This is a genomic window from Actinoplanes regularis, assembly GCF_900188005.1.
In the GTDB taxonomy this organism is placed as follows: Bacteria; Actinomycetota; Actinomycetes; order Mycobacteriales; family Micromonosporaceae; genus Actinoplanes; species Actinoplanes regularis.
In genome coordinates, this window is sequence record NZ_FZNR01000002.1 from 658,936 (window position 1) to 676,473 (window position 17,538).

Here is a 17,538-nt window from a genome sequence, read left to right on the forward strand (position 1 = left end):
GCGTATCAGCGCCCTATGGTGAATCCATGTTCACTGAATCGAAATTCACTCTCATCGCCGGTGCTGGCCCGACCGGCCTCACCGTGGCTCGCCAGCTGCAGCGATACGGCGTGCCGTTCCGCATCGTGGAGAAGTCGTCACGGCCGTTCGACGGCTCACGCGGCAAGGGACTGCAACCGCGCACCCTGGAGGTGCTCGACGACCTGGGCCTGATCGACCGGTTCAAGGAGTCCGGAGGTGACTACCCCGCGTTGCGGGTGCACCGGCCGGACGGCGAGACCGTCGAGTGGCGAATGGACGAGCTGCACGAGCCGACACCCGAGGTGCCCTATCCGAATCTGCTGATGGTCCCCCAGTGGCGCACGTCCGAGCTGCTCGCCGAGGGGGTGCCGGTCGAGTTCGGGGTCGGCGTCGACTCGGTGGAGCAGCAGGCCGACGGGGTCCGGGTCACCCTGGACACCGGCGAAGTGGTCACCGCGCGCTACCTGGTCGGGGCGGACGGCGGACGCAGCACAGTGCGCCGGGCGCTCGGGGTGGAGTTCCTCGGCACCACCCACGAGGACGAGCAGATGCTGATCGCCGACGTCCGGCTGTCCGGTCTGGACCGCTCGCACTGGCACGTCTGGCCGGCCGACCCCGGGTTCCGGCTGGGCCTGTGCCCGCTGCCGGGCGGCGACTGGTGGCAGCTCACAGCGCCGCCCACGGACACCCCGGCCGAAGAGCTGGTCGCCTCGGTCGATCCCTCGATCACGATCACCGAGGTGGGCTGGACGTCACGGTTCCGCGCGAACATCCGCATGGCGTCCCACTTCCGAACCGGCAACGTGTTCCTCGCCGGTGACGCCGCGCACGTGCACTCCCCCGCGGGCGGCCAGGGCCTCAACACCGGCATCCAGGACGGCTACAACCTGGGCTGGAAACTCGCCACCGGCGACGACGCCCTGCTCGACACCTACGAGGCGGAACGGCTGCCGGTCGCCGCCGACGTCCTGGGCATCAGCACCGACCTGCACCGCCGTCACGTCACCAACCAGGACGACGCGATGCGCCGCGACGACCCGGTCCTGCGTCAGCTCACGCTGAACTACCGGGGTGGCCCGCTCGCCGCGGAGCATCGCACGGCGCCGGGCGCGGTCCGGGCCGGCGATCGGGCGCCGGACGCGCCGCTCGGCGACGGTCGCCGGGTCTTCGACCTGCTCCGCGGCGGGCACGCGACACTGCTCGCCTTCGGCCCGCAGACCACCCTGCCGGCCCTGCCGGCCTCGGTGCCGGTCCATCACGTCACGGCCGTGGCGGCTCAGCAGGCTTATGACGTACGGGATTCCGCTCTGCTCCTGATCCGTCCGGACAACTACGTGGGTTGTGCCACCCAGGACCCTCAGGACGTCATCGACTACCTGAAGCTGATCGCCCACTGATACCCGCCGTGACCAGGACCGTCACGGCGCCGAGCAGCAGGGGCGGGCCGGCACCGAGCGAGGCGAGCGCGGAACCGAGCGGGATCCCCAGCGCGATCGGCCCGAACATGACCATGGTGCCGGTGGCGGCGGCCCGGCCCAGCAGGTGCTCGGGGACGCCGGTCTGGATCGCGGTGACCCCGGCGATCAGCGTCCACGGCAGTCCGATCCCAGCCAGCACACTCCCAGCGATCATCGCCGGCCACCAGGGCAGCGCCCAGGCCACACAGGCCATGCCAAAAAGCACCGCCCCAAGCGCGGCAACCCGGGCCGCCGTGAACCGAGCAAGCAGCCGGCCCACCAGCAGCCCGCCCACAATCGACCCAGCCCCCTGACAACTGGACAGAATGCCAAGTTGCGTCGACGGCCGATGCAACCCATCGACCAAATGCAGCAGCACCGCCGCATTAGTCATACCGGAAACAGCAATCGCCACAGCCGCAACCAGCACCGGCGTCCGCATCGGCTCCCGCCAAAGAGCGATCAGCCCGGCCCGCACGTTCGCCCAGCCCAACATCGCCCCACGCTCACCCGCCCCCACCGTCGCCCCACACTCACCCACCACCGGCCCCACCGCACACTCACCCACCACCCGCGCCGCTCCACGCTCGTCCACCACCGGCACCACGGCACGCTCATCCACCGGCCTCACCGCGCACTGACCGGCCGCCCGCGCTACCGCACACTCACCCACCGCCCGCGCCACGGCACGCTCATCCACCAGCCTCACCGCGCACTCAGCCACCACCCGCGCTACCGCACACTCACCCACCGCCCGCGCCGCGCCGCGCTCGTCTACCAGCGGCGCGACTCCACGCCCGTCTACCACCTGCGTCGCGGCACACTTACTCGCCGCCCGCGTCGCCGCGCACTCACCCATCGCCGGCGCCATTCCACGCTCGCCCGCCACCGCCGCGACTCCACGCTCGTCTACCACCGGCGCCACTCCACGCTCGTCTACCACCGGCGCCGCTCCACGCTCGTCTACCACCGGCGTCGCGGCACATTCGCCCGCCACCGGCGTCGCGGCAAACTCGTCCGCCGCCGGCTTCGGAGTGGACGGGCGTAGGCGGACCAGGCCGTACATCGCGGCGGTCAGCAGCGGAAGCGCGGCGCAGAGCAGGACCACCGCATGCGGCCCGCGCCACGCGTACAGGGCCGCGCCGGCGAGCGGCGCGAGAAGTTTCGCGCCTTCCTGCGCTGAGGACCGCCATCCGTTGACGTCACCGAGCGACTCCGTCGGGACCGCTGCCGGGAGCAATGCGCTCTCTCCGGCGTCGAGCAGGACATAGCTGAAGCCGCGCAACAGCAGGATCGCGTAGATCCAGGCGGCCGAGGGCGCCGCAAGCAGCGTCAGGATGGCGGCGCCGAGCACCAGGTCGACGGTGATCACCAGAGGGCGGCGCGGGAACCGGTCGACCAGCGCGCCGAGCCACGGCGCGGTCAGGACCGGCAGGTATGTGCCGAGGCCGGCCAGGGCCGCCAGGCCGACGGAGCCGGTCAGTTCAAGGATCCAGAGGCCGGCGGCGAGCGCCATCGCGGTGCTGCCGAACCCGGAGCAGAGAGAGATCAGCACGAACAGGACGGCGTTCCGGCGCATGGCTCACCTCAGGATTGAGTCTGATGGACTCATATCCTTGGTGATTCAGTGAAGTCATGTCAATCCATGCTTGCTGCCTGGAACGTCAACCCGGGCTTGCCGCCTGCCATGTCAGCCCGGGCTCGCTGCCTGGAATTTCAATCCAGGCAGGCCGCCTGCCATCGCAGCCCGGGCTCGCCGCCTGGAATGTCAGCCCGGGCTTGCCGCCTACCATGTCAATCCAGGCATCCCACCTGCCATGTCAGCCCGGACTTGCCGCCTCGAAGTCGGCCCGCAGACGATCGACGGCGGCCTGCGTCGCGGCCGGCAAGCCCGCGCCGAGGTCGGCGAGAGCCTGGCTGACCAGGTCGTAGAGCGCGCCCGGCGGGGCATCGGGCGCGACCGACAACGTCTCGCGAACCAGCGCCGCGCGCGGGAACCGGCCATCCCATCGACGGTCCGCGCCGATCCGGCGATGCAGGTCGATTGCGGCCTCACGCAGGTGCGCGGGGCCGTCGCCATACGCAGAATCGATCTCGGCCCGGAACGGCCGCGCCTCCCGCTCGGCAGTTTGAGCCAGACGATGCCGACGCTGCTCGGCCGCTTGCCGACTGGCCAAGCCCAGCGCGGCGGCGATCGCCGGCCAGGTCGCCCCATCCCGTCGCGCACGATCGATCAGCGCCAGCTCCTCAGCGTCAAGGCGTGCGCGCCGGGCCCGGATCTCGCACAGCTCGCTCAAATCCACCACACCCTCACCCTACAGCTTGTCAACGAAAGATTGACAACATGATCGATCGCCGCTTCCCGGCGGCGCAGACACCCGCATCGGGATGGGGCGACTCGACTGACAGCGATGGTCCGGTCCGCCGGGTTGATCCCGACCGATCCCGACAAACCAGCCAGGCCGGCCCGGCGGGCAGACCAGGCCGGGTCAGGCAGACCGAGCGGGCCGAGCGGCAGGGCACGGCCGGGCAGGGCAGGCAGGGCAGGCAGGGCAGGGCAGGCAGGGCCGGGCAGGCAGGGCCGAGCGGGCCGGGCGAGCCGGGCGAGCCGGGCGAGCCGGGCGAGCCGGGCGAGCCGGGCGAGCCGGGCGAGCCGGGCGGGCGGGCCGGGCAGGCAGGGCAGGGCCGGGCGGGCGAGCCGGGCGGGCGGGCGGGCCGGGCGGGCCGGGCCGGGCCGGGCGGGCCGGGCCGGGCCGGTGGCGATCACGCAGAACAGGGCGCTGGTGGGCAGCGGCCCGTCACTCGACCGGACAGCGTCGTCTAATTCTTGTCACGGAAGGTGATGACCCACCGAGAGTGCAGCGCACACATTGTCTGCGGACGCGCACATTTCCTGCGACGTGCGCATTGTCTGCAGGCATGCCCGTTGTCGATGAAATTGCGCGTTTCCTATGGGATTGCGCGTTGTCTATGGACGCGCGTGCAGGATCAAACCAGTTTGGCGTTGCCGGGTTGCTGCCGCCGGAAACGGAAATAGGTGTCTGCCGCTGGAACTGTTTGGCATACCAAGGCGGTCAACAACACCAGTGGGACGGAAATCATGAGTGCGTTGTCCAAAGTGTCCAACCAGCCTGGCCAGGCCTGTTCGTATCGCCGCGTCAGCTCTGGTGGCATCGAGTTCGCCGTGACCGGATCGGATAGGAACCACAGGGCGAGGTACAAAATGGCCAGGGCGCCGTACCAGAAAAGTACGGGAACACCCATGATCCAGCTGACGGCACGAGCCCAGTTGTGCCCGATGGCGGTGAAGAAGGCCAAAAAGACCAGGCCGCAACCGATGATGACGCCAAGCGCTGCGGGGTAGACATGCAGGACGACACCGACCGCTCCGAACGCCCCTTCGTTCTCGATCACGTCATCAGCAGCCGCTTGTTCATAGACTCGCATGCCGGTGAAGTACCGGTCCGTGGATAGCAAGACCTCGCCAGCGAATAGCGCGCCACCAGTCGCAAGCATGGCCGCTGCAAAGATGACGAGAGTCGGTCTCGATATCCCGATTTCGAGTGCCTGTGTTTCCGGTATCGCGCTGTCATCCACAGCTGGAACATACCTGCGCACTGTGGAGAAGTTGTGATGACGGCGGGCAGGTTCGAATGACATTCCGCGCAGGCGTTCGGCGCCACCCGCTCAGACTCCGGTCCGCCGAAGTCACCGACGCGCTCAAACCGAGCCAGAAGCGCGCACCGACCGCCAACCGTCCACTCTTGATCAATATTTACGGAGAGGTCATGCTCATCGGCGGAACCGACAGGCAGGTTCCGCCGGCCAGGCAAGCTTCACCCTCGGCCAACGGGAACCGACAGCGGATGCGTTCGTTTCTGATCGTGATCCGGATGGTGCGGTCGGGTTGGTGGTTGTTGCCGTCGACCAGGGCGTTCCAGCGGTGTCGGTGGTCCGGGTCGCGATGCGGTGCGTGGTCGAACAGGCCGCTGGCCATGAGGCCGCCATCCTCCGAGGGCCTCTGACCGCGGCCGCCGGTCAGGACAGTTGCCGTGCCCTCTCCTCCACTGCGGCGTTCAGTTCGTCGGCGTATGAGCCGTCGTCCCGGGCGGCGTCCTGCAGCCGTTTCGGGAACAGCATCCCGATGTCGCTGGACAGGGTGGGCTGGTCCGGAGCCTCGACCCGGGTCGGGGTGCCGAGGTGCACGACCGCGGGCAGGCCCGACTCGCTGATCACCGGTTGGCCGAGGCTCCGGCACAACGACCACACGTACGCGGTGGTGACCACCTGCGTGTTGGCCGCGTCCGCAGGCTCGGTCCCGAGAATCTTGACGGCGCAGGCCAGCCGGCTATACCTCGCGTCCGGCAGGCCGGCCTCGAGGATCGGCGCCACTGCGGTGGCGAGCCGCGCCTGCTCACCGGCGGGGAGCTTGGTGCCGGGCTCGGACTGATCCCGCAGTGACCACCAGACACCGGCACCGGCAACGACAGCGACGGCCAGCCCGGCCATCAGCAGCCTCGTCGCCCGTGACCTGCCGGCGCTGGTCTTCGCCTCATCGGTGCTCACACTCGCCATGATTACGTACGCGTAGCAGAGTCTCTCTTGGAGGATCCAGCTGAGCGGCACGTTCAGCTGGATCATTGCCGCGGGAGTTGAGGTAGATCGCTTTCGTAACCACCACGGCCGATGCTGCCATCACCTTCCAAGTCGGCCTGAAGAACGTCCCCGATGCCCGTTCTCCAAACCATTGTTCGGGTAAGTGGTGCGCTTGGGGGCGAACCGTGACCGGCACTCCGAGCGGGCAAAGCCCATCAACTGCCGCTCACTTGGGCGGGACTTGAAGGCTCCGAGGACGGAGCGGGGTTCGAGGTCGGCGGGTGGCGGAGGGCGGTGAGGACGATCAGCAGGGCGCCGAGGGCGAACGCGGCGGCGGTCAGGAAGGCGAGGCTGTAGCCGTCGCGGAGGGCGAGCGGCTCGGGCAGGCCGGCGGCCAGCCGGGCGGAGGAGCGGCTGGCGGCGACGGCGGCGAGGACGGCCAGGCCGAGGGCGGCGCCGGCCTGCTGAGCGGTGTTGTTCAGGCCGGAGATCAGGCCGGTGTCCTCGTCGGACGCGCCGGCCATGGCGAGCATCATGATTGCCGGGACGGTGACGCCGACGCCGAGGCCCATCACGATCAGCGCGGGTAGCACGTCGACCGGATAGGACGGGTTCGCCGGGGCCACGGCCAGCAGCAACAGGCCGACACCGAGCAGTGCCAGGCCGGCGAGCAGTACCCGCCGCGGGCCGAACCGGGAGGTCAGCCGGGCTGCCACGAAGAGCGACACCAGGCCGATCACGATCGGGGTGGGCAGGAAGCCGAGCCCGGTCCGGAGCGTATCGAAGCCCATCACCCGCTGCAGGTACAGCGTGTTGACGAACTGGAAGCCCATGCCGGCGGCCAGGATCAGGACGACCGCGGCGTTCGCGGCGAGCAGCCATGGGCGGCGCAGCAGCCGGAGCGGGACGAGCGGGACGGGTGCCCGGCCCTGCCGCACCAGAAACGCGATGATCAGCAGGAGCGCGCCAGCGCCGAGCAGCCAGGCGGGGACCGGCGGAGCCTTCTCGCCACTCGCGACGATGGCGTAGACGCCGAGCGAGAGACCCGCGGTAACCAGCACCGCCCCGAGAAGATCCAGCCGCCCACCAACAACCCGCCCGCTGAGAGCCCGCCCACCAACAACCCGCCCACCGAGAGCCCGTCCACCAACAACCCGCCCTTCGGGAGCCCGCTCGCCAATAGCCCGTTCGCCGAGAGATCGTCCGCCGATGGCGGTTTCGGTGACAGCGGGATCGGCGGCAGGGGGCACGACGGGCAGGAGACGGCGACCGATGAACCAGGCGGCCAGGCCGATCGGGACGTTGATCAGGAAGATGGTGGGCCAGCCCGCCAGATCGGTGAGCACGCCGCCGATGACGAAGCCGATGGCGGCACCGCCGGCCTGGGTGAAGCTGAAGATTCCCATGGCTCGGGCCTGCGGACCCGGCTCCGGATAGAGCCGGACGATCATGCCGAGCACTACCGCGGAGGCCAGCGCGCCGCCCGCGCCCTGCACGAATCGGCCGGTGACCAGCAGGCCGGCGGTCGGCGCGAGGCCGCAGAGCAGGCTGGCCGTGGTGAATACGAGCAGCCCGGTGAGGAAGACCCGGCGGGCGCCGAGGAGATCACCGAGCCGGCCGGCGAGCAGCAGCAGTCCGGCGAAGGCGACCAGGTATCCGTTCACCACCCAGGCCACACCGGCCGGCGTGAAGCCGAGATCCCGCTGAATGGCCGGGATCGCCACGGCGACGATGGTGCTGTCCAGAACGATCATCAGTGCGACGGTGCAGAGCACGGTCAGTGTTGCCCCACGAGAAGGACTCATGGGGCGACCGTAGCAGATAATCCGCTTCGGAACTATCTAGAGAGGACCAATCCCCTTCGGGATTAGCTCGCGGGGGCCCTCACCTGCCCCGGGCACGGCGAACCGGTCCGGTCACCGACTCGGCGGCAAGAGCTTGGAGCAGCGTCAGAAAGGCGGCGCGCGACCCCTCGGGGAACCCCGCGAGCGCTTCGTCGTGGACCCGATCGACGATCCGCTGCCCCTCCTCGGCGACCGCGCGGCCCGTCTCGGTGACCGCGATGATCCGCGCTCGCCGGTCCGTCAGGGAGGCCCGCCGCTCGGCGAGGCCACGCCTCTCCAACTCGTCCACGGTGCTGACCATGGTCGTCTTGTCCAGCCCGGCGAGCGCGGCCAACTGGATCTGGGTGCGCTCCTCCTCGAGCGCGTGCACCAGCACGCACTGCATCCGCGGCGTCAGGTCGACCTCGGCCAGGGCGCCGGCGAGGCGATTCGTCAGCGTATGACCGGCTTCGTTGAGCAGGCGGCTGACGTCGAGCACGGTTCGTTGCGGAGCGGCCATGCGACAAGGCTAGCTCCGGATCGTCCACTACCAGACGATCCGGAGCCAACGGTTCCGCGGCGACGAGATCCAGCGCCCACCGGGGGACGGCTCGGGGACGAGGACGGCCCGCGGATGGGGACGGCCGGCGGGCCCCCGTGCTCACCCGCCGGCCGCCTGTATCAGGCGAAGGTCACCCAGGCCGGCGCGTACGGCGTGACGCGCAGCGGCATCCGGGCCTCCGCGGGGGTGCGGTCGCCCTTCCGGTTGTTGCAGCGGCCACAGGCCGCCACGGTGTTCAGCCATTCGTTGCCGCCACCACGCGAGCGGGGCATGACATGGTCGATGGTCGTTGCCGGATCGCCGCAGTAACCGCAGGTCCGCTTGTCGCGGGCGAGCACACCGGCCCGGGTCCAGCCCGGGCCGCGGCCGCGCCGCCAGCGGGTCACCACATAACTGACCAGGCGCACCACGGTCGGCACCTGGTAGACACCGATGGTCGCGTCCGGCTGCGCCTCGTGCACCACGGCCACCTGCCGGAACAGCATCCGAATCGCGTGCCGGAGGCTGACCCGGTGCAGCGGCCCGCAGTCGGCGTTCAGTACCAGAACCGCGCTCATTCCGTTTCACCTCCGTCAACTCGTTTTTACAATGAATCAGCAGGTCAGAGCAGACCTGCCGAACCGAGGAACTGAGGAAGAAAATAGGCTCGGCATCGACCGCCGACAACCGATTAAAGGTCAGCGCAGAGCCCGGTGAACGACCACCGACAATTGCACCAGGCCGGCCACTTGCAGCGCGGCCCAGAGGGCCGGCGGCAGCCACGGGAGATCGAGGACGGCGAGCACCGCGAGCCCCAGGCCCGCGATCAGGACACGGGTGGGCCGCTCCGCGACGGTGATCACCCCGATCTCGGACATTCCGGCCGCGACGGCGCGAGCGCGGACGTATTCGTGCAGCCAGCTCGCGGCGCCCGCGGCGGTCACCAGCCAGCCCGGGGCGCCGGCCAGCCAGAACGCGACGAGCCAGGCCGCTTCACCGACCCGGTCGGCGACCGAGTCGTACACGAAACCGGTCCTGGTCACCCGCCCGGAGACCACCGCGACCGCGCCGTCGAGGCCGTCCGCGGCCGCCGCGACCAGCACCAGCAGGGCGGCGAGCAGCAGGCTGACCGGAACGGCGGCCGGCACGCCGAGAGAGATCAGCAGACCGCAGGTGGTCACCGTCATCGGCGACACCCGGTTGCGGCTCAGCCAGAAGCCGATCCGGTACGCCGTACGCACCCACCCACGCACGACCCACGACCCTTTCCGCGGGTCGAATCCGCCGTGCAGACCGGACCAGGCGACCGCGTACTCGTCCCAGGTCATCGACGGCGGCTCTCAGACGGCCGCGGCCACGTCCGACGGGGCGAGCCGCTGCCAGACCTCACGGGTCGCGGTCGACCGGTTCATGGTGATGAAGTGGATGCCCGGCACCCCCTCGTCGAGCAGCCGCGCGCACATCCGCGAGCACTCCTCGAGGCCCAGCTCACGCACCGCGGCCTCGTCGCCGGCGACCGCCTCGAAGCGGCGCAGCAGCGCCGGCGGGAACGGCGCGCCGGAGAGCTGCGTGGACCGTTCGATGGTGGCCATCCGGGTCACCGGCATCACCCCGGCCACGATCGGCGTGTCACAGCCGCTGGCCGCGACCCGGTCCCGCAGGCGCAGGTAGTCGTCGGCGTCGAAGAACATCTGGGTGATCGCGTAGTCCGCCCCGGCGCGGCACTTACGGACGAAGTTGCGGGTGTCGTCCGCGACGTCGGCCGAGCGCGGGTGCTTGTACGGAAATGCCGCCACCCCGACGCTGAAGTCGCCCGCCTCGCGGATCAGCCGGACCAGATCCTCCGCGTAGAGCACGCCCCGGGGGTGCCGTACCCACTCCCCCATCGGGTCACCCGGCGGGTCGCCGCGCAGGGCGAGGATGTTGCGGATCCCGGCGCCGGCCAGCCGGCCGATCACGTTGCGCAGGTCGGCGACCGAGTGGTCGACCGCGGTGAGGTGGGCCATCGCCAGCAGGGTGGTTTCGGTGGCGACCCGCTCGGTGACCGCGACGGTGGTCTCCCGGGTGGTGCCACCCGCGCCGTAGGTTATCGACACGAAACTCGGCCGCAGCGACTCGAGCTCGCGGATCGCCTGCCAGAGCAGGCGCTCACCGTCCGGCGTCTTGGGCGGGAAGAACTCGAACGAGAACGTCGGGGCTGCCCCGCGGATCAGCTCACCGATGGACGGCGTGCCGGGCAGCTTGGAGGGAAGTCCGAGAGACACACCGGAACTCTACCGGGCCGGTTGACCGGGCGTTCTACCCGAACAAGTAGCGTCTCGGTGTGACGACTTCCCCACTCGAACCGGCCGATCTGCGCACGCGTGTCGACAAGGCGCTGGCCGCGTTCCTGGCCGGGCAGCAGGACCGGCTGCTGGCGATCGACCCGGCGCTGGCCGAGGTGGCCGCCACGGTGACCGAGTTCGTGCTGGGTGGCGGGAAGCGACTCCGGCCGGCGTTCGCCTACTGGGGGTTTCGCGGGGCCGGGGGCGCCGACTCGGACGGGGTGGTCGCGGCCGTCGCGGCGCTGGAGCTGGTGCAGGCCAGTGCGCTGATCCACGACGACCTGATGGACCGCTCGGACACCCGGCGCGGGGTGCCGTCGGTGCACCGCCGGTTCGAGAAGCTGCACGCCGGCGCGGGGTGGCGGGGCAGCGCCGGCGGGTTCGGCGACTGTGCCGCGGTGCTCCTCGGCGACCTGGCCCTGGTCTGGTCGGACGAGCTGCTGCACGGCTGCGGGCTGCCGCTGACCGATCTGGCGCGGGCCCGGCCGGTGTTCGACACGATGCGCACCGAGGTGACCGTCGGGCAGTACCTGGACGTGCTAACCCAGGCGACCGGGGACACCTCGCTGGAGCGGGCCGGCAAGGTGGCCCGGTTCAAGTCGGCGAAGTACACCGTGGAGCGCCCGCTGCTGCTGGGCGCGGCGCTGGCCGGGGCCGGGCCGGAGGTGTCGGCCGCCTACTCCGCGTTCGGGCTGCCGCTGGGTGAGGCGTTCCAGCTGCGTGACGACGTGCTCGGGGTGTTCGGGGACCCGGCGCAGACGGGCAAGCCGGCCGGGGACGACCTGCGCGAGGGAAAGCGGACCTACCTGGTCGCGTCCGCGTTCGGAGCCCTGGACGAGGCCGGCCGGTCGGAGCTGGAGACCGCGCTGGGCGATCCGCGGCTGGACGACGCCGGGGTGGAACGGCTGCGGGCGGCGATCCGGGACAGCGGGGCCCTGGCGGCGACCGAGGCGCGGATCGAGGAGCTGATGGCCGGCTCGCTGGACGCGCTGGCCGCGGCGCCCATCGACGGGGAGGCGCGGGAGGTGCTGCACCGGCTGGCGGAGGCGGCTACCCGTCGTTCCGTCTAGCGCTCGCGACGTGGGCACGCCGGCCCAGCGCCACCCACAGGGACAGCGTGCTCAGCACCAGGGCGAACCCGAACAGCAAATCCTCGACCGGGGCGTGGACCAGGCGCCAGCCGATGATCGCGCCGGGGTCGTACCGGACGATGTTCCGCCCGGTCAGGATGCCGTTGGAGATCAACTGAAAGATCAGGATGATCGGGTACGTCGCCCAGAAGACCAGCCGAGTGACCAGCTTTGTCCGAAAAATCAGCACATCGACGATCAGAGCCGCCAGTACGCCCAGTAAGGCCGCCGTGGTGTAACTCACTCCCGCCCCGCCGACCGGCGCAGCACCGTCCGCACCGCCTCGAACCCCAGGATCGCGCAGACCGGCACGACCAGGAAGAACAGCACCTCGTCCAGGGGCAGTCCACCGCCCAGGAAGACACCGGTGATCTGCGCGGGATCGAAGTGCCAGTGCCCGGCGGCGATCGCGCCCAGGTCCCACAGGACGAAGACGGCCGCCACGGGCAGCACCGTCAGCAGCAGCCGGCGCCACCGGCGGAGCACGCCGACCCGCAGGATCGGCTCCAGCCAGAGGGCGCCGGCCAGGCAGCCGGCGAGCACCGCGACGTACGTCAAATGCCCCATGGTCTTGATCTGAAGGTCAGAAGCCCAGCGCCTGCGCGCGTCGCTTGACCTCACGGGCCTGCGGGCCGCCGAGCGCGATCGCGGCGCTGCCGCCGACGCTCGGATCGGCCTCATACAGCCACCGGAACGCCTCTTCGTCGTTGTACCCGGCGTCGCGGAGCACGTTCAGCACACCGGGCAGATGCTTCAGGACCGTGTCGTTGGCCACCAGTTCGGCGGGGACCAGGCGCACGCCGTCGCGCCGGACGAAGAGCAGGTCACCGTCCTTGATCATCTGGTTGACCTTGCTGATCGACAGGCCGAATCTCTCGGCGAGGTCGGGCAGGTTGATCCATCCGGCTGGTTCGGTGATGACAGGTTCGCTCACGCCTACAAGGGTGCCAGACCAGATCGGAGAAGATTTGATGAGCCTGAGGCGAAGGATGCGCGGCGAGGTCGCCGGGGCCTTGCGCTCGGTCCGGTACGACCTGGGCCGCCGCCCGGCCCAGCGCAACGACGGACCGGACGTCACCTCGACCGGGTTGAGCACGTTCCCCGGCTCACTGATGGAGTGGCGCACCGTGCCGGAGAAGACCGGCGCGAAGCCACGGCGGCGATTCCTGTCGGTCACGGCGCTGTGCCTTCTCGCGCTCGTCGGCGCGATCGGGTCGTACCTGCTGGTGACGTACGGTCTGGCCGCCGCGGCCGACCGGCCGGAAGCCGCCCCGGCACCGCCGCCGTCGGCGTCCGCCACCCCCGCGGAGAGCCCCTCGGCGAGCCCCGCGGCCGGGGAGCCCACCACTCGGATGGGGGCCGCCGGCCCCGGCGCGCGAACCACCGGGACACACCGGGGCGCCGTGGCACCCCGGCCGGCGGAGGCGGCACACCGGCCGGCCGGCGCGACGAAGAGCACAGTCACCGGGAAACCGACTGTTCCGCGACCACCGGCCGGCACGCCGAAGTGCAATTGCGTCACGCCCCCGGTGCCCACCCCGACCGCCCCGGCCTCGGTGCCGGCGCCGGCCGTCACCCCGCCCGCCGTCAGCGAGTCCGCACCGCCCGGCGGATCGGCGGAACCCAGCCCGGACGCGAGCGACCCGAGCCCCCGCGACGGGCGGCGACACCGGCACCGGCCCTGGCGAAATGCGGGGTGAAACCGGAACCCGCCGCCGATCGGCCGTCAATCGGTGCAGGTCACAGCCGTTCAGATACCCGTTTGGACTCAGCTGTGACATCCTGGGTGGCCCCCACCGGAAAGACACATACACTTCACGCCGATGGACACCACAGTCGCCGATACGTTGATCGGCACAACGATTGACGGGCGTTACCGGATCACCGGTCGCGTCGCCCGTGGTGGCATGGCGACCGTGTACCGGGCCACCGACGAGCGGCTCGGGCGCCCCGTCGCGTTGAAAATCATTCACCCGTCCCAGGCCACGAACGTGCACTTCGTCGACCGGTTCACCGACGAGGCGAAGACGATCGCCCGGCTCACCCACCCGAACGTCGTGGCCGTCTACGACCAGGGTCGCCACCAGGGCCTGCCCTACCTGGTGATGGAGTTCGTGCAGGGCCGCACCCTGCGTGACCTGCTGGCCCAGCGGAAGAAGCTGAGCGCGGTCGAGGCGCTGGCCATCGTGGAGCAGATGCTCTCCGCGATCGCCGCCGCGCACCGGGCCGGCCTGGTGCACCGCGACGTCAAGCCGGAGAACGTGCTGGTCGCCGAGGCGCCCAGCGGCGGCGTGGCGGACCTGGTCGACGCCGTGGTCAAGGTCGCCGACTTCGGTCTGGCGCGGGCCATCGAGGCGAGCACCGTCGACGAGTCCGGCCAGCTGATGGCCACCGTGGCGTACGTCGCTCCGGAGCTGGTGCAGGCCGGCCAGGCGGACGCGCGCACCGACGTCTACTCGGCCGGCATCGTCCTGTTCGAGATGCTCACCGGCCAGGTGCCGTACGACGGCGCCGACCCGGTCGAGGTGGCCTGGCAGCACGTGGACAACGACGTGCCCGCCCCGTCGACGCTGGTCCCCGGGCTGCCGCGGGCGCTCGACGAGCTGGTCGCCCGGGCCACCCGCCGCAACCCGTCCGACCGGCCGACCGACGCCGGCCGGCTGCTCACCGAGGTGCAGGCGGTCCGGGACGGGCTGGGCGGCATCAACCTGGAGACCGCGCTGATGCGCCAGGTCCCGGGCCGGCCCGCCGTCGCCGACGCCACCACGATCGTGCCCACGGTGCCCGCCGCGGACGCGACCGCCATGGTCCCGCCGGTTCCCGGTGGCGGCTACCAGCCGCCCGGCGGCCACCGCCCGAACTGGGCACGGCTGCCCGAGCAGAGCGGCGCCCGGCCGGCGCCGTACGGACGACCGGCGGCCGGCTCGCGCGGCGAGGGCTTCTTCGCCGACCGGCGCCGGGTCACCCTGTTCTCGCTGATCGCGGTGATCGCCCTGGTCGTGATCGGCAGCACCTGGTGGGTCGCCTTCGGGCGGTACACCGAGGCTCCGAGTCTGGTGAACCTGCCCAAGGCGGAGGCCGAGGCGGCCGCGAAGAAGGCCGGCTTCGGCGTCATCTACGGCGAGCCCGGGCAGTACAGCGCCACGGTCGCCCCGGATTCGGTGGTCAGCCAGAACCCGGCCCCGGGTGAGGAGGTGGTGCGGGGCGACACGCTGACCCTGTTCCTCTCCCTCGGTCCCGAGGTGCACCCGGTGCCCGACGTGAGCGGTCAGGAGGAGGCCGCGGCGAAGGGCGCGATCGAGGAGGTCGGCCTGAAGTACAAGGAGGGCAAGGCCGCCTACAGCGACACCGTGCCACAGGGCGTGGTGATCTCCACCAACCCGAAGGCCGGCACCGAGCTGAAGCCGGGCGCGACGGTCACCGTGGTGCTGAGCAAGGGCCGGGCCCCGATCCAGGTGCCGGACCTCGTCGGGCTGAACATCAACGAGGCCCGCGCCAAGCTGCAGGAGCTGGGCCTGACCGCGCTGGAGCGCACGAAGGAGAGCGACGAGCCGGCCGATCAGGTCCTCGCGCAGACCCCGAAGGCGGGCACCGGCGTGGAGAAGAACGCCGAGATCACCCTCGACCTGAGCAAGGGCCCGCCGCTGGTCACCATCCCGGATCTGAACAACCAGCCGTGCCAGCAGGCCGAGGGCACGCTGCGCGGGCTGGGGCTGCAGGTGCAGGTCAACAACCTGAACCCGCTGAACCCGAACTCGGCGGTGCACGGCCAGAACCCGGGCCCGAACACACAGGTCCAGCCGAACAGCGGAGTTCAGATCACGTGCTTCTAGACCGCCGGATCGGGTCGCACACGAAGACGTCGGGAGGGCTGGCCAAGGCCGCCCTCCCCTACGTCGACGCCGCCGGCTCGGAAACCCTGCAGGTGTACGTCTCCAACTCCCGTGGCTGGGCGCTGCCGCCCGGCGACCCGAAGCAGGACGTCCTGTTCCGGGACGGGATCGGGGAGCGGGAGCTGCCCGCCTACATTCACGCGTCGCTGCTGGTGAACCTCGGTTCGCCGACCGAGCTCACGGTGGAGCGCTCGATCGCCGCCCTGGAGCACGCCCTGCGGCGGGGCAAGGCGATCGGCGCGACCGCCGTGGTCTACCACGCCGGCAGCTCGGTCGACGAGGCCCACGCCGAGAAGGCCATGCACCAGTTGCACGAGCAGTTGCTGCCGTTGCTCGAGACGGCCGCCGCCGAGGGCCTGCCGAAGCTGCTGGTCGAGCCGAGCGCCGGTGGCGGCCGCAGCCTGGCCTCGAAGGTGCAGGACTTGGCGGCCTACCTGGCCGCCGTCGACGGGCACCCCTGGCTGGGTGTCTGCTTCGACACCTGCCACGCCTGGGCCGCCGGGCACGACCTGGCCACCCCGGGCGGAATGACCGAGACGCTGGACGCGCTGGTGACGGCGGCCGGCCCGGGCCGGCTGCAGCTGATCCACGCGAACGACTCGAAGGACGCCTGCGGCTCGACCCGCGACCGGCACGAGACGATCGGCAAGGGCACGATCGGCGCGGCTCCGTTCGCGGAGCTGTTCACCCATCCGGCGACCGCCGGCGTGCCGATCATCGTGGAGACCCCGAGCGTCGAGCACGAGGGGCACGCGGCCGACATCGCGCTGCTCAAGGGCCTGCGCGACGCCTGACCGCGACGCCGCCGACCGCAGCGGGCTCAAGCCGTGAGCAGCGTGGCCAGGCGGCTCGCGGGCTCGTCCGGGTCGTCGGCGGCCGGGGCGCGCAGCAACTCGACCCGGTGCACCAGGCGCGGGACGCCGAGCGGCACCGCGGCCAGCCCGGCCGCGCCGGTGACCAGCCACTCCGGCAGCACGGCGAGCCCGTGCCCGGCCGCGACCAGCCCGGTCAGCACGGTCACCTCGGCCCCGTCGTAGTGCAGCCCCGCCCGCAGCCCGTCGAGCGGCAGCCGGTGCAGCGGGGCCACCCCGGGCGCGTCGATCCAGTACGCGTCGGCCAGGTCGGCCAGTTCCACCGAGCCACGCCGGGCGAGCGGGTGCCCGGCCGGCACGGCGACCACGGCCGGGCACTCGGTCACCCGCGCCGCCTGCCGGTCACCCGGCTCGGGCAGGCGCAACGGGTCGCTGGGCGCGGTGAAGCCGTCGACCAGGCCGAGGTCGGTGGCGCCGGTGGTGGTGGCCGCCACGATCCGGTCCAGCTCCGCGACGAGCAGGCGGGTGCGCAGGCGGGCGGACTCGGCGCGGATCCGGGTCAGGGCCGCGGCGACCGGGGCCGACCAGGCGAGCGGGGTGAGTCCCAGGGTGAGCCGGCCGGGCGGGGCGATGGTGCGGGTGACGTCGGCCCGGGCGGCTTCCAGCCGTACCAGAATGATCTTGGAATGGCGCCGCAGGCGCTCCCCGGCCGGAGTCAGGGCGACCGGACGCCGGGTCAGCAGCGGCGTGCCGAGGTCGGCTTCCAGGGCCGCGATCTGCTGGGAGACGGCGGACTGGGTGTAGCTGAGGCGGTCGGCGGCCGCGGAGAACGAACCGGTCTCGGCGACCTCGACGAACGTACGCAGCAGGTGCGGATCCACATCAGCAACCCTAATGCCGACTGCAGCAACGATCGTTGGACGTGATCTCGGCGCGGAGAC

At 71.2% G+C, this 17,538-nt stretch carries 19 protein-coding genes; 5 read left to right on the top strand and 14 right to left on the bottom strand.

All coding sequences use genetic code 11. The annotated features are described in order from the left end of the window. Nucleotides 1-26: 26 nt before the first annotated feature. On the top strand, nt 27-1,418 hold the full coding sequence (locus CHC09_RS08065) for an FAD-dependent monooxygenase (protein WP_089292331.1): 1,392 nt from the start codon (nt 27-29) through the stop codon (nt 1,416-1,418). On the opposite strand, the gene CHC09_RS47420 is transcribed toward CHC09_RS08065, so the two are convergent. The 10 genes from CHC09_RS47420 to metF all read right to left on the bottom strand — a co-directional run bounded on the left by CHC09_RS47420 (nt 1,387) and on the right by metF (nt 10,702). After that, the gene (locus tag CHC09_RS47420) at nt 1,387-3,057 is read right to left on the bottom strand and encodes an MFS transporter (protein ID WP_239138153.1); all 1,671 of its coding nucleotides are present in this window, start codon (nt 3,055-3,057) and stop codon (nt 1,387-1,389) included. The two genes, CHC09_RS08065 and CHC09_RS47420, sit on opposite strands and share 32 nt — an antisense overlap. 241 nt (nt 3,058-3,298) lie before the next feature. After that, a complete protein-coding gene (locus tag CHC09_RS08080; RefSeq protein WP_089292332.1) occupies nt 3,299-3,784 on the bottom strand; it encodes a hypothetical protein in 486 nt (161 codons plus the stop codon). Between the two features lie 682 nt (nt 3,785-4,466). Continuing rightward, complete coding sequence (locus tag CHC09_RS08090) at nt 4,467-5,075, bottom strand: hypothetical protein (protein WP_143232235.1); 609 nt, start codon at nt 5,073-5,075, stop codon at nt 4,467-4,469. Nucleotides 5,076-5,253: 178 nt separating this feature from the next. Continuing rightward, on the bottom strand, nt 5,254-5,475 hold the full coding sequence (locus CHC09_RS08095; RefSeq protein WP_089292335.1) for a hypothetical protein: 222 nt from the start codon (nt 5,473-5,475) through the stop codon (nt 5,254-5,256). A 41-nt stretch (nt 5,476-5,516) separates the two neighbouring features. Continuing rightward, complete coding sequence (locus CHC09_RS08100; RefSeq protein WP_143232236.1) at nt 5,517-6,044, bottom strand: hypothetical protein; 528 nt, start codon at nt 6,042-6,044, stop codon at nt 5,517-5,519. Nucleotides 6,045-6,289: 245 nt separating this feature from the next. Next, entirely contained in the window at nt 6,290-7,879 is a 1,590-nt protein-coding gene (locus tag CHC09_RS08105) for an MFS transporter (protein ID WP_143232237.1), read from the bottom strand. 79 nt (nt 7,880-7,958) lie between these two features. Continuing rightward, nucleotides 7,959-8,417, bottom strand: coding sequence for a MarR family winged helix-turn-helix transcriptional regulator (locus CHC09_RS08110; protein ID WP_089292338.1), 459 nt, complete (start codon nt 8,415-8,417; stop codon nt 7,959-7,961). A 161-nt stretch (nt 8,418-8,578) separates the two neighbouring features. Further along, nucleotides 8,579-9,016: an HNH endonuclease gene (locus tag CHC09_RS08115; RefSeq protein ID WP_089292339.1), complete on the bottom strand. Its 438-nt coding sequence runs from the start codon at nt 9,014-9,016 to the stop codon at nt 8,579-8,581. 120 nt (nt 9,017-9,136) lie between these two features. Beyond that, nucleotides 9,137-9,766 carry a CDP-alcohol phosphatidyltransferase family protein gene (locus CHC09_RS08120; protein ID WP_089292340.1) on the bottom strand — a complete coding sequence of 210 codons (630 nt, stop codon included), beginning with the start codon at nt 9,764-9,766 and terminating at the stop codon, nt 9,137-9,139. Between the two features lie 12 nt (nt 9,767-9,778). Continuing rightward, nucleotides 9,779-10,702, bottom strand: a complete 924-nt coding sequence (gene metF, locus CHC09_RS08125; protein WP_089292341.1) for a methylenetetrahydrofolate reductase [NAD(P)H] — start codon at nt 10,700-10,702, stop codon at nt 9,779-9,781. A gap of 59 nt (nt 10,703-10,761) precedes the next feature. Between metF and CHC09_RS08130 the strand changes: the two genes are divergently transcribed. Continuing rightward, nucleotides 10,762-11,832, top strand: coding sequence for a polyprenyl synthetase family protein (locus tag CHC09_RS08130; RefSeq protein ID WP_089292342.1), 1,071 nt, complete (start codon nt 10,762-10,764; stop codon nt 11,830-11,832). Here the strand turns inward: CHC09_RS08130 and CHC09_RS08135 are convergent. From CHC09_RS08135 to CHC09_RS08145, 3 genes are read right to left on the bottom strand one after another with little or no spacing between them, the layout of a single operon-like run. Continuing rightward, nucleotides 11,813-12,136, bottom strand: a complete 324-nt coding sequence (locus CHC09_RS08135; protein ID WP_089292343.1) for a lycopene cyclase domain-containing protein — start codon at nt 12,134-12,136, stop codon at nt 11,813-11,815. The two genes, CHC09_RS08130 and CHC09_RS08135, sit on opposite strands and share 20 nt — an antisense overlap. Beyond that, nucleotides 12,133-12,459, bottom strand: a complete 327-nt coding sequence (locus CHC09_RS08140; RefSeq protein ID WP_089292344.1) for a lycopene cyclase domain-containing protein — start codon at nt 12,457-12,459, stop codon at nt 12,133-12,135. Before CHC09_RS08140 ends, CHC09_RS08135 begins: the two co-directional genes overlap by 4 nt. A gap of 16 nt (nt 12,460-12,475) precedes the next feature. Beyond that, on the bottom strand, nt 12,476-12,826 hold the full coding sequence (locus tag CHC09_RS08145) for an Rv2175c family DNA-binding protein (RefSeq protein ID WP_089292345.1): 351 nt from the start codon (nt 12,824-12,826) through the stop codon (nt 12,476-12,478). 37 nt (nt 12,827-12,863) lie between these two features. Between CHC09_RS08145 and CHC09_RS08150 the strand changes: the two genes are divergently transcribed. From CHC09_RS08150 to CHC09_RS08160, 3 genes are all read left to right on the top strand, one after another. Beyond that, complete coding sequence (locus tag CHC09_RS08150; RefSeq protein ID WP_143232238.1) at nt 12,864-13,592, top strand: hypothetical protein; 729 nt, start codon at nt 12,864-12,866, stop codon at nt 13,590-13,592. A 123-nt stretch (nt 13,593-13,715) separates the two neighbouring features. Further along, nucleotides 13,716-15,725, top strand: a complete 2,010-nt coding sequence (gene pknB, locus CHC09_RS08155) for a Stk1 family PASTA domain-containing Ser/Thr kinase (RefSeq protein ID WP_089292347.1) — start codon at nt 13,716-13,718, stop codon at nt 15,723-15,725. Next, the gene (locus tag CHC09_RS08160; RefSeq protein WP_089292348.1) at nt 15,716-16,579 is read left to right on the top strand and encodes a deoxyribonuclease IV; all 864 of its coding nucleotides are present in this window, start codon (nt 15,716-15,718) and stop codon (nt 16,577-16,579) included. Before pknB ends, CHC09_RS08160 begins: the two co-directional genes overlap by 10 nt. Nucleotides 16,580-16,605: 26 nt before the next feature. Here the strand turns inward: CHC09_RS08160 and CHC09_RS08165 are convergent, their stop codons facing one another. Next, complete coding sequence (locus tag CHC09_RS08165; RefSeq protein ID WP_089292349.1) at nt 16,606-17,478, bottom strand: LysR family transcriptional regulator; 873 nt, start codon at nt 17,476-17,478, stop codon at nt 16,606-16,608. Between the last annotated feature and the right edge of the window lie 60 nt (nt 17,479-17,538).

Coding starts and splice junctions, on each gene's coding strand:
- CHC09_RS08065 (WP_089292331.1), top strand. CDS start 27: ATGTTCACTGAATCGAAATTCACTCTCATCGCCGGTGCTGGCCCGACC.
- CHC09_RS47420 (WP_239138153.1), bottom strand. CDS start 3,057: ATGCGCCGGAACGCCGTCCTGTTCGTGCTGATCTCTCTCTGCTCCGGG.
- CHC09_RS08095 (WP_089292335.1), bottom strand. CDS start 5,475: ATGGCCAGCGGCCTGTTCGACCACGCACCGCATCGCGACCCGGACCAC.
- CHC09_RS08105 (WP_143232237.1), bottom strand. CDS start 7,879: ATGAGTCCTTCTCGTGGGGCAACACTGACCGTGCTCTGCACCGTCGCA.
- CHC09_RS08110 (WP_089292338.1), bottom strand. CDS start 8,417: ATGGCCGCTCCGCAACGAACCGTGCTCGACGTCAGCCGCCTGCTCAAC.
- CHC09_RS08115 (WP_089292339.1), bottom strand. CDS start 9,016: ATGAGCGCGGTTCTGGTACTGAACGCCGACTGCGGGCCGCTGCACCGG.
- CHC09_RS08120 (WP_089292340.1), bottom strand. CDS start 9,766: ATGACCTGGGACGAGTACGCGGTCGCCTGGTCCGGTCTGCACGGCGGA.
- CHC09_RS08140 (WP_089292344.1), bottom strand. CDS start 12,459: ATGGGGCATTTGACGTACGTCGCGGTGCTCGCCGGCTGCCTGGCCGGC.
- CHC09_RS08150 (WP_143232238.1), top strand. CDS start 12,864: ATGAGCCTGAGGCGAAGGATGCGCGGCGAGGTCGCCGGGGCCTTGCGC.
- pknB (WP_089292347.1), top strand. CDS start 13,716: ATGGACACCACAGTCGCCGATACGTTGATCGGCACAACGATTGACGGG.